Below are 11,112 nucleotides of genomic sequence, written 5' to 3' on the forward strand. Positions count from 1 at the left end.
TATGAAAATCAAAAAAAATATCCTGCTGTTGTCAGGTCTGGTGTTGTCAGTATTCACGTCAGCAGGGCAGCAAACCTATCGTATTAGCGGGCAACTACCCGGCATTCCGGATGGGGCCAAAGTATATCTCGGCGATCTCTTTGATCAGGGCGCGGGCATGCTGGATTCTGCTGTTACCAAAGATGGCGTCTTTACAATGACCGGAAAGGCGCGCTGGGAAACAGCCCGCCTCTGTAATCTGCGCATCGATCCACAACCGGGTGATATAAAGAAAAGCAAGCTGGTGCCACTGTTCATGGGGAATGAAACGGTTCATATTGCGGCCTCGCATATTGATAGCGTACCGGGTTATTATTTCCCGGGCGGCAGCATGAAATATGTGCAGATCACCGGCGCTGCTGAACAGACCTTGTACAAAACGTTTGAAACGGCAAATAAACAGCTGTCGGATCGTATAACCGTGTTGTCTGGTCAATACGAACATACGTATGAAATACCTGCCAGGGGTGGCATATTCAATACGGCAAAGGGAATGGCGCTGGCCCGGGATATAACGGCAGCGCAGCAGGCGCTCGGCGCTCGAAAGAGGGCATTTGTCCGTGAGCATCCGCAAACAGTGGTAGCGGCCTACTTCGTATATGAGTTGCTGTTATCTGCCAACTCAAAATACACCATATCCGAAATTGATGCCATTGCAGGAAGTCTGGATACCGCTGCGCTGGCAACTTCAGCGCTGCTGAAAGCTATCCGGCTGGTGGCGGCCAATGAAAAAATCATAGCGAAAGGCGTACGTTTTACCGATATCCCTTTGATAGACCCACAAGGCCAACCAGTGCAACTGGCCCGGTACGTGAAGCCGGGACAATACAATATGCTGGAGTTCTGGGCCAGTTGGTGTGGCCCTTGCCGCGCGGAAATTCCGCACCTGCGTTATCTCAATAAGGTGATCAGCGAGAAGGATTTTCATATCATCAGCATCTCTATGGATGAAAAGAAAACAGATTGGGACAAGGCAATGGTGGAGGAAAAAATGGTATGGACGCAATTGTGCGATAATAAAGGGTTTAAAGGACCAGTGACTGGTCATTATAAGGTCAGGGCCATACCTTTCTCCATTGTACTCGATAAACAAGGTAAAATAGTAGCCAGCAAGGCGAGAGGGGCTGAGCTGGATGCTGTGTTGAAGGATCTGTTGGGAGAACGTATCAGCGCGTTTTAAACAACAGCAGTGTGATGAATGAAAAAGCCCCGGATATTAGTCCGGGGCTTTTTCTTTTTGTTATATCATGCTTTCGCAAGATCAAAAGCGCCTTTGCGTAAATTGATACCATGTTCCAGGTACGCTTTCAGGCAATCCAGGAAGTTAGTCCAGCCGAAAGTGTTTTGTGAAAACCATTTCAGGCCGGTGGCGTCCAAAGGAAGTTCACCTTCTGTAACGGTAACGACTGTACCGCCACTTTTGGACGGCGCCAGCGTGATGTTCACCTGGGTAGTGTGATTGGCAGCGCCTTCCCATTCAAAGCCGATTTCAGTGTATCGTACTATTTTTTTAACGGGGATATCAAATTTTCCTGTTTCTTCCGCGAACGACCATACCACCGTTTCCCCTTCCTCCATCCGGCCGCTGCCGGACGAAATGAAATAGTGGCTCATTTTCTGCGGATCAACGATGGCTTCAAAAACCTCGGCTGGCGACTTGGCCACTTGCATGGAGGCGGTAATGATCAATGGTCCCATAAGACATGTTTTTTTGATGATAGGGGAAAATACGGATTTCTACCGGGGGTAAAAATACAAAACCCGCCGGAAGGCCGTAGCGGCTTCTGGCGGGTTTTGCGGGTAAAAAATTTATATTCTGTTCAATACTTCTTCTCCGATAGCATCTGTGCCTTTGATCATGTCCGCCGGCGTTTGTGCGTTAGCGATATCACGGGTACGGAAACCGGCTTTCAGCACCTGGTCTACGGCATGGATCACCGCATCTGATTCGGCTTTCATGCCAAACGAGATATCCAGCAGGAGGGCGGCGGAAAGGATAGAAGCCAGCGGGTTGGCGACGCCTTTACCGGTAATGTCGTGAGCGGAACCATGGATAGGTTCGTATACGCCGGTGCCATCACCTATGGAGGCGGAGGCCAGCATACCCATGGAGCCTGCAATCTGGGATGCTTCGTCGGTAAGGATATCGCCGAAGAGATTAGCGGTCACCACTACATCGAAGCGGCGCGGATCTTTGATCAGCAGCATAGCCGTAGCGTCTACGAACTGGTGTTCTACTTCTATGTCCGGATATTCGGGTGCAATTTTCTGGATCACCTCCCGCCATAGCCGGGAAGTCTCGATCACATTGGCTTTGTCAACGGAGCACAGCTTTTTACGGCGGGTACGGGCAGCTTCAAATGCTTTGCGGGCAATACGTTCTACTTCAAAACGGCTGTATTCTGCAATGTCAAAAGCGGTGTCGCCATTGTTTTTGCGGCCTTTGTCGCCGAAGTAGATGTCGCCGGTGAGTTCACGGAAGAATAGGATATCGGCGCCTTTCAGGATTTCGGGTTTAATGCTGGAAGCATCCAGCAGTTCATCGAACAATTTGATAGGACGCAGATTGGCGTAGAGGCCCAGCTCCTTGCGCATTTTCAGCAGTCCCTGTTCGGGTCTTACTTTCGCGGAAGGATCGTTATCATATTTCGGATGACCTACGGCGCCAAACAGAATAGCGTCGGAAGCGCGCATTTTAGTCAGCGTTTCATCCGGCAGCGGATTGCCGGTAGCTTCAATGGCGGCGTGCCCTACCAGGGCTTCGTCATACGTAAAGGTGTGACCAAAGCGGGCAGCGATTTTGTCCAATACTTTTTTCCCTACGGCGGTTACTTCCTGTCCGATCCCGTCGCCGGGAACAATTAAAATATGTTTGGTTGCCATGATGATGAAATCAGATTAAGTTGAGCATTTTTTGAGTGGCCTTGATGGCAGATACGGTCTGATCGCTGTCCAGTCCTCTTGTTTTGAACTCTTTGTTTTTGAAGGTCCAGGTAATAATGGTTTCGCACAGGGCGTCACTTTTACCACCGGGAGGAATGTGTACGGAGTAGTCTGTCAGTGCAGGCAGTTCCTGTTTTTTCTTTCGGTAAACTTTTTTCAGCGCGTTCATAAACGCATCGTACTGACCATCGCCCTGGGAGTGTTCTTCAAACAGTTCACCTTCTACGGATATTCGGAGGGTGACAGACGGGTGCAGGTTTTTGGAGTGGGTGAGTACATAGTTTTCTATTTTCACTTTTTCCTCTATCCGGCTGCTGTCAAGGATATCCGAGATAATGTAGGGGAGGTCGGCCTGGGTAACGACTTCTTTTTTATCGCCCAGTTCGATGATGCGTTGGGTTACCTTTTTCAGGTTAGCGTCTGATAATTGTATGCCCAGCTGCTGCAGATTGTTTTCGATATTGGCTTTGCCGCTGGTTTTACCCAGTGCGTATAGGCGTTGCCGTCCGAAACGCTCCGGCATCAGGTCACTGAAGTAGAGCTTGTTTTTTTTGTCGCCGTCGGCGTGTATACCGGCTGTTTGAGTAAACACATTGTCGCCTACCACGGGTTTGTTGGCCGGAATACGGATACCGGAGAATGTTTCCACCAGTTTACTGGCGCTGTAGAGTGATTTTTCGGACACGGCTGTTTTTACGCCGGGCAGGAAATCGTTGATTACAGCGATAGCGCTGGCCAGCGGCGCGTTACCGGCTCTTTCACCCATACCGTTGATGGTGAGGTGGATGCCGTGGGCGCCGGCTTTCACGCCTTCGAGTACGTTGGCGGTGCCGAGGTCGTAGTCGTTGTGTGCGTGAAAGTCGAAGCGCAGCGTTGGGTAACGTTGCACGATTTCGCTGATATATTCGGTGACTTCGCCGGGAGTGAGTACGCCGAGGGTATCGGGGAGCATCACTCTTTTCACCGGTTGCGACTGCAGGAAGTCGAGGTATTGATACACGTAGTCACGGGAATGGCGCATGCCATTGCTCCAGTCTTCGAGGTATATATTACATTCCAGCCCTTTTTTGCGGGCCAGGGCGATCACCGCGCCCACTTCCGCAAAATGTTCTGCGGGCTTTTTTTTCAGCTGGTGGGTGAGGTGGTTGAGCGAACCTTTTGTGAGCAGGTTCATCACTTTGGCGCCGGCCTGCAACATCCATTGTACAGACACGTCGCCGTCAACGAAGGTGAGTACTTCCACCCGGTTGAGGAAACCATTGGCCTTCGCCCATTTGGTGATGGCTTTCACAGCAGCCAGTTCACCTTCCGACACGCGGGCGGAGGCGATTTCTATCCTGTCTACTTTCACTTCCGTAAGCAGGACCTGGGCGATGGTTAGTTTTTCCGAGGGTGAAAAGGACACGCCGCTGGTTTGTTCACCATCACGGAGGGTGGTGTCCATTATTTCGATGTAGCGCTGCGGTACTGGCATAAGGCGGATTAATGATGGTTAATACATGCTCTTGGCGGCGAAGGCCTGTATATCTGATTTCATGGCCTGGAGGTAATCGATATCATCGTAGCCGTTGGTCATGTTGTGTTTTTTGTAGCTGTTGATATCGAATGTTTCACTTTCGCCGGTGGCGGAGATAGTGATGGTTTGCGCCGGGAGATCGACCACCAGTTCCGCTTTCGGATTGTTTTCGATAGCGGTGAAGATTTTATGCAGGAATTCCGGGCTTACCTGTACCGGCAGGATACCGATGTTGAGTGCATTATTTTTGAAGATATCGGCGAAGAAGCTGGATACCACGCAACGGAAGCCGTAGTCGTAGATAGCCCAGGCAGCGTGTTCGCGGCTGGAACCGCTGCCGAAGTTTTTACCGCCGACCAGTATTTTACCGGAATAGATCGGGTTGTTTAACACGAAGTCATTTTTCGGAGAGCCGTCGGCGTTATAGCGCCAGTCACGGAACAGGTTATCGCCAAATCCTTTGCGTTCGGTCGCTTTCAGGAAGCGGGCAGGGATGATCTGGTCGGTGTCCACATTTTCGATCGGCATCGGCACAGCTGTGCTTTTCAGTACCGTAAATTTATCGTAAGCCATGTTGTTGTTTGTGTAATTAAAAGGATGATAGAAAGAGATCAGATCAGTTCCCGGGGATCGGTTACTACGCCGGTAACAGCAGCAGCAGCGGCTACCAGCGGACTGGCGAGCATGGTGCGGGAACCGGGGCCCTGGCGGCCTTCGAAGTTACGGTTGCTGGTGCTGACAGCGTATTTGCCGGCGGGCACCTTGTCGTCGTTCATGGCCAGGCAGGCGGAGCATCCGGGCTGGCGCAGCTCAAAGCCGGCAGCGGTAAGGATGTCGAGGATGCCTTCTTCGCGGATCTGTTGTTCTACGATGTGTGATCCCGGTACAATCCAGGCGGTCACGTTATCTGCTTTTTTACGTCCTTTTACGATAGAGGCGAAAGCGCGGAAGTCTTCAATGCGGCCGTTGGTACAGCTGCCGATGAATACATAATCTACTTTTTTACCCAGCATTGGTTCCTGTTCCTGGAAGCCCATGTATTGCAGGGATTTTTCGTAGCTGGCAGCGCTGCCGCCGGCTTCTTCTGCTACGGGGATACGTTGGGTGATACCCATGCCCATACCGGGGTTGGTGCCATAGGTGATCATCGGTTCGATGTCGGCAGCATTGAAGGTATATTCCTTATCGAAGGTGGCGCCTTCTTCTGTTTTTAATGTTTTCCAATAGGCGAGCGCGTTATCCCAGTCAGCTCCCTGCGGGGCTTTTTCACGGCCTTTGATATAGGCGAAGGTGGTTTCGTCCGGGGCAATGATACCGCCACGGGCGCCCATTTCGATGCTCATATTGCAGACGGTCATACGGCCTTCCATGCTCATCTTTTCAAATACTTCGCCGGCATATTCCACGAAATAGCCGGTAGCGCCGGCAGCGGTGAGCTGGGAGATGATATAAAGGGTCACGTCTTTAGGTGTAATACCTTTACCGGTAGTACCGGCAACGGTTATACGCATTTTCTTCGGTTTCTGTTGCATGATACACTGGGAGGAGAGTACCATTTCCACTTCGGAGGTGCCGATGCCGAAGGCGATGGCTCCAAAAGCACCGTGGGTGGACGTGTGGGAGTCGCCACATACAATGGTCATACCCGGCAGGGTGATACCGTTTTCCGGTCCTACTACGTGTACGATGCCGTTGCGGGGATTACCCAGGCCCCAGTGGGAAATACCATATTTAGCCGTATTGGATTCCAGGGCTTTCAGCTGATTGGCGGAAAGGGGGTCCTGTACCGGCAGGTGCTGGTTGATAGTAGGCGTATTGTGATCGGCTGTTGCAAAGGTTTTTCCGGGGAACATCACGCTCAATCCCCTGCTTTCCAGTCCCAGAAAGGCTACCGGGCTGGTTACTTCGTGAATGAAGTGACGGTCTATAAATAATACATCAGGACCGTCTTCGATTTTCCTGACCGCATGCGAATCCCATACTTTGTCAAATAAGGTAGCGGGTATTTTGCTCATTTTCATAATTTTAAAGGTAGGTGCTAAATTCTTAAAAAATATCCAGATATTATTATGATTGTCATATTTTTTCTAAAAAGAAGTGTAAAAAGATGATTATTGTTTGATGGGGTAGTGCTTTCGGTTTGTGTTAATTGGTTGATTATCAGTATAATGATCTTCCTGGAATATATGACAAAAGGGGAGAAGGGGAGCAGGAAAAGATAATTGGCTGTCATGGTAATGTCATGCTATAGGGGCTGGCGTAAAGAAAGCCCAGGGCTGAAGCCTGGGCTAAAACGAATTGAAGGGATGGCAGTTTTGTTATAATATCTCCAGGTTCTTCGCCTTATATCCCTGCAACGCCTCACTACCTGCCGGTAGTTCGGTAATCAGGTAATGTATATCCTGCAGATCGGCGATCTTCATTTTCATGGAGCTGTTGAGTTTTTCGGAAATGGCCAGGATAGCCACTTTATCGGCTGCTTTGATCATGGCCTTTTTCACCTGGATGGTTTCCCAGTCCGCATCGGTGAGACCATTAACAGGATCGATCGCATTGGTACCGATAATGCACAGGTCGGCCTTGATATTGGATAAATATTCAAACACTTCCCCGCTGACGGTCATCTGGCTGTAAGCAGATATCTGTCCGCCGATGACAATGGTTTTGATCATGGGCTTATCCAGCAGTTCTACGGCTGACAGTACGTTTACCGTAATAAAGGTGGCCCTGAGGGTGGTGGGTATTTTTTTAATGAACTCACGGATGGTGGTGCCGCCCCCAATGAGCACAATCATATCATCGCGCAGCAGCTGCAGCGTTTTTTCAGCGATGACCAGTTTATTGGTCTGCGCATAGGTTTCCGATTCATGACCATAATGGTAAGCGATGGACATAGCGCCGCCTTTGATCTTCACTACCTCCCCATCTTCCGCCAGTTCGTTCACATCCCGGCGAATAGTGTCTTCAGAAACGTTGATCAGGCTCACCAGTTCACTGTAGGTAATACGGGTATGTATGTTTACCTGCTGAATGATAAGCTGTTTCCTGGACTTTTTAGTGAGGGAAACCGGGGGTATCTGGTCCTGTGTGTTCATACTATCCATAGCATCTGATAAAATTCATTGGTGATGATAGACAAAAAAACGGGCATATGCAAAAAATGCACCGCTTCCTTTATAGCGCCACCATATGGGTTGTATAACAAAAATAGCAGAACCTGCACAATTTTGCACTTTTGGAAGATAAATAATTTTTCTGCGTTTTTTGTTTGATGATAAAATATTGATAATTAATTTGTTATGTTGAAGTGAAACTTTTGTTAACCTTAAATTTTGCATTGTTTGCGCAAATTTATTGCAAATAATTTGCAGTTTTCGCAAAAGTCCCTATTTTTATCCCTGTAATTTCCGCATTATTCGAAGAACTAACTATCAACCAAACCACATGATGAAACATATCATAACCGTGGCCAACTTTCCGAAGATATTCCTGCCACTGCTGGGCCTGTTGTTTTCCGTATGTAGCTACGCCCAGTCTGATCTGGTATCCGGAACTGTTACCAGCGCTGGCGACGGGCAGAAAATCATCGGCGCCTCCGTATCGCTTGTCGGCGCCAAAGGCGTTGGCGCCCTGACCAACGAAAACGGTCAGTTCTCTATTAAAATACCGGCTACCCATACCGGTGAAATCACCCTCGCAGTTACTTTCGTAGGCTTCGACCGTAAAGAGGTGAAAGCCACGAAAGGACAATCCAACATTCAAATCCAGCTGGCCACCAATACCAAAGCCCTGGGTGAACTGGTGGTAACAGCCCTCGGCATTAAAAAAGAGAAAAAAGCCCTGGCCTACGCTGTCACTGAAGTGAAAGGCAGCGAATTTACCCAGGCCCGCGAAATCAACGTGGCGGATGCATTAACCGGTAAAATCGCCGGTGTGAACGCCTCCAGCCTCGCCAGCGGCCCCGGTAGCTCCAGCCGCGTGATCATTCGTGGTAACGGCTCCCTGAACGGCGATAACCAACCACTATACGTGGTAAACGGTATGCCCATCGACAACACCACCCAAAGCACCCTCACCAGCGGCGCTTCCAATGGTCTTAACTTCGACCGCGGCGACGGTATCGCCGGTATCAACCCCGACGACATCGAATCCATCACCGTGCTCAAAGGCGGTCCGGCGGCAGCCCTCTATGGCGCGCGCGCTTCCAACGGCGTTATCCTCATCACTACCAAAAAAGGCGTAGCGCAGAAAGGTATCGGCGTGGATTATAACACCACCTTCACCCTCGAAACACCGTCTATTATCCCCGACTGGCAATATGAATACGGCTCCGGTGAAAAAGGGCAGAAACCTAAAACCAAAGCTGAAGCTATCGCTGCCGGCCGCCTCTCCTGGGGACCGAAATTGGATGGTAGCAACGTAATTCAGTTCGATGGCGTGGAACGTCCTTACTCCGCACAACGAAACAATATCAAAAATTTCTATAACACTGGTAACACTTTTACCAACACCCTGGCATTTTCCGGTGGTAATGAAAACACCAAATACCGTGTATCCTTATCCGATATGAACAACCACGGTCTGGTACCCAACCAGTCGCTCAATAAAAAGATCGGTTCTGTCAGTGTCTTCTCTAATCTCAGTAAACGCCTGTCTATCGAAGCCTATGCCCAATACAATGTGGAAAAGGCTAAAAACAGGAGCAGCGTTTCCGATGCACCCGGCAACATCAACTGGGGTACCTACATGATGGCCAACACTGTGGACATCCGTAGCCTCAATCCCGGTTATGACGCCGCCGACAAGGAAGTTGAGTGGAACCCTTCCGGTTTTGCCTCCAATCCTTATTTTGTAGCTAACCGCTTTCGTAACAACGATGACCGCAAACGTTTTATCGGTAACGCCAGTATTAAATACAATATCCTGGACAACCTGTTCGTTCGCGGTCGTGTAAGCCATGATTATCTGAACATCAACTACACCGGTATTGTACCTACTGGTACACTCTTCGCTCCTAAAGGGCTGTACCAGCAGTACAATACCATCAGTACCGAAACCAACGGCGAACTGACCATCAACTACCAGGGTAAACTGAGCCGCGACCTCGGTATCACTGCCATGGCCGGCGGTAACAGACGCAAAACCCTGTCAGACGGAACAAACCTGAACGGTACCGATTTCTTCGCACCAGGCTTCTATGACCCGTCCAACGTGGTAAGTCTGAATACCACCAACGTTAACCAGCGCCAGGCGACCAACTCGCTGTTCGGCTCTGTGGACCTGTCTTTCAGAGACCTGCTGTTCCTCACCGCTACCGGCCGTAACGACTGGTTCTCTACTTTATCTGTCAACAACAACAATATCTTTTATCCATCCGTAGGCGCCAGCTTCCTGTTGTCAGAAGCGGTTAAAATGCCTTCCTGGATCAACTACGCTAAAGTGCGTACGTCCTGGGCGCAGGTAGGCGGGGCTACGCCACAGCCTTATATCCTGAGACAGACCTACTCTGTACTTTCCGGTGGCGGTCACCTGGGCCAGCCGCTGCAAACACCTACCCAGACTACCTCCCAGGGTAGCGGTTCCGGCCTGCTGCAAGCGCCTAACCCTAACCTGAAACCACTGCTGTCTACCACTTTTGAAGCCGGTATCGAAGCAAGGATGCTCAATAACCGCCTCTCTGCAGACATCACGGTGTATAGCCGCAAAACTACCAACGATATCATGCAGGCGGCTGTATCTCCTGCCTCCGGATATAACTTCGCCATCCTCAACGTAGGGGAAATGAGCAACAAAGGCATCGAAGTATTGCTGAACGGCACACCTGTCAAACAGAAGAATTTCTCCTGGGACATCAGTTACAACATGGCCTACAACAAAAATGAAGTGCTGAAACTGGCCGATGGTATCAGCAGCCTGCAACTGGATATGAGCGTTAACAGTTACGCCTATATTTTTGCAGAAGCAGGTAAAGCCTACAGCACCATCAAAGGTTTTAAAGTGCTGAAAGATCAAAACGGTAATACCATCTACGACAAAGCTACCGGTTATGAAATGCGTAGCGGCCTGACAGACCTCGGCACCGGCGTATCTCCCTTCTCCGCAGGTATCACCAACAATTTTACCTACAAACGTTTTAACCTGAGTTTCCTGATCGACGGTAAATTCGGTGGTCACGTATACTCCGCTACCAACCTGTATGCTACCCGCTTCGGCCTGAATAAAATCACGCTGCCGGGAAGAGATGGCGGTCTCACCGTCAGCGGTGTAGACCAGGAAGGCAAACCGTTCAGCAAAACATTTACGTATGAAACGGGTCTGCAGGCTTATTACGACAACTACAAAAACCTCTCTGAGAAATTTGTATACGATGCGAGCTTTATTAAACTGCGTCAGGTGGTATTAAGCTATAACATTCCTGCAAAAGTGTTTGCTTTCGCCAAACTGCAGGGGGCTACTGTTTCTTTCGTAGCCAGGAACCTGTTTATCCTGTACAAGAATGCGCCAAACATCGATCCGGAGTCTACTTTCAGCAACTCCAATGCGCAAGGCTTTGAAATGTTCGGGGTGCCCCGTACCCGGAGCTATGGCGTAAACCTTCAGGTAAAACTTTAGTT

Annotated in this window: 9 protein-coding genes; 2 read left to right on the forward strand and 7 right to left on the reverse strand. The window is 49.8% G+C overall.

Features of this window, described 5'->3' with window-relative positions; translation table 11 throughout:
* Window position 1: 1 nt before the first annotated feature.
* On the forward strand, window positions 2-1,219 hold the full coding sequence (locus ICL07_RS27655) for a TlpA disulfide reductase family protein (RefSeq protein ID WP_188091312.1): 1,218 nt from the start codon (window positions 2-4) through the stop codon (window positions 1,217-1,219).
* A 65-nt stretch (window positions 1,220-1,284) separates the two neighbouring features.
* Here the strand turns inward: ICL07_RS27655 and ICL07_RS27660 are convergent, their stop codons facing one another.
* The 7 genes from ICL07_RS27660 to ICL07_RS27690 form a co-directional block, all read right to left on the reverse strand.
* Window positions 1,285-1,737 (reverse strand): SRPBCC domain-containing protein, encoded by a 453-nt coding sequence (locus ICL07_RS27660; protein ID WP_188091313.1) that lies wholly within the window; start codon window positions 1,735-1,737, stop codon window positions 1,285-1,287.
* A gap of 111 nt (window positions 1,738-1,848) precedes the next feature.
* Window positions 1,849-2,922 carry a 3-isopropylmalate dehydrogenase gene (gene leuB, locus ICL07_RS27665; protein WP_188091314.1) on the reverse strand — a complete coding sequence of 358 codons (1,074 nt, stop codon included), beginning with the start codon at window positions 2,920-2,922 and terminating at the stop codon, window positions 1,849-1,851.
* A gap of 10 nt (window positions 2,923-2,932) precedes the next feature.
* Window positions 2,933-4,456 (reverse strand): alpha-isopropylmalate synthase regulatory domain-containing protein, encoded by a 1,524-nt coding sequence (locus ICL07_RS27670; protein WP_223152124.1) that lies wholly within the window; start codon window positions 4,454-4,456, stop codon window positions 2,933-2,935.
* An 18-nt stretch (window positions 4,457-4,474) separates the two neighbouring features.
* A complete protein-coding gene (gene leuD / locus ICL07_RS27675) occupies window positions 4,475-5,071 on the reverse strand; it encodes a 3-isopropylmalate dehydratase small subunit (RefSeq protein WP_188091315.1) in 597 nt (198 codons plus the stop codon).
* A 38-nt stretch (window positions 5,072-5,109) separates the two neighbouring features.
* On the reverse strand, window positions 5,110-6,513 hold the full coding sequence (gene leuC / locus ICL07_RS27680; RefSeq protein ID WP_188091316.1) for a 3-isopropylmalate dehydratase large subunit: 1,404 nt from the start codon (window positions 6,511-6,513) through the stop codon (window positions 5,110-5,112).
* 303 nt (window positions 6,514-6,816) lie between these two features.
* On the reverse strand, window positions 6,817-7,602 hold the full coding sequence (locus ICL07_RS27685; RefSeq protein ID WP_246485188.1) for a DeoR/GlpR family DNA-binding transcription regulator: 786 nt from the start codon (window positions 7,600-7,602) through the stop codon (window positions 6,817-6,819).
* Window positions 7,603-7,617: 15 nt separating this feature from the next.
* Entirely contained in the window at window positions 7,618-7,878 is a 261-nt protein-coding gene (locus tag ICL07_RS27690; RefSeq protein ID WP_188091317.1) for a hypothetical protein, read from the reverse strand.
* Between the two features lie 64 nt (window positions 7,879-7,942).
* Here ICL07_RS27690 and ICL07_RS27695 point away from each other — a divergent pair, with 64 nt between their 5' ends.
* The gene (locus ICL07_RS27695) at window positions 7,943-11,110 is read left to right on the forward strand and encodes a SusC/RagA family TonB-linked outer membrane protein (RefSeq protein WP_188091318.1); all 3,168 of its coding nucleotides are present in this window, start codon (window positions 7,943-7,945) and stop codon (window positions 11,108-11,110) included.
* Window positions 11,111-11,112: the final 2 nt, after the last annotated feature.

Source organism: Chitinophaga qingshengii, from assembly GCF_014529935.1.
In the GTDB taxonomy this organism is placed as follows: Bacteria; Bacteroidota; Bacteroidia; order Chitinophagales; family Chitinophagaceae; genus Chitinophaga; species Chitinophaga qingshengii.

Excerpts from the sequence above, each read along its gene's own strand:
- ICL07_RS27655 (WP_188091312.1), top strand. The coding sequence starts at position 2 with ATGAAAATCAAAAAAAATATCCTGCTGTTGTCAGGTCTGGTGTTGTCA.
- ICL07_RS27660 (WP_188091313.1), bottom strand. The coding sequence starts at position 1,737 with ATGGGACCATTGATCATTACCGCCTCCATGCAAGTGGCCAAGTCGCCA.
- leuB (WP_188091314.1), bottom strand. The coding sequence starts at position 2,922 with ATGGCAACCAAACATATTTTAATTGTTCCCGGCGACGGGATCGGACAG.
- ICL07_RS27670 (WP_223152124.1), bottom strand. The coding sequence starts at position 4,456 with ATGCCAGTACCGCAGCGCTACATCGAAATAATGGACACCACCCTCCGT.
- leuD (WP_188091315.1), bottom strand. The coding sequence starts at position 5,071 with ATGGCTTACGATAAATTTACGGTACTGAAAAGCACAGCTGTGCCGATG.
- leuC (WP_188091316.1), bottom strand. The coding sequence starts at position 6,513 with ATGAGCAAAATACCCGCTACCTTATTTGACAAAGTATGGGATTCGCAT.
- ICL07_RS27685 (WP_246485188.1), bottom strand. The coding sequence starts at position 7,602 with ATGGATAGTATGAACACACAGGACCAGATACCCCCGGTTTCCCTCACT.
- ICL07_RS27695 (WP_188091318.1), top strand. The coding sequence starts at position 7,943 with ATGATGAAACATATCATAACCGTGGCCAACTTTCCGAAGATATTCCTG.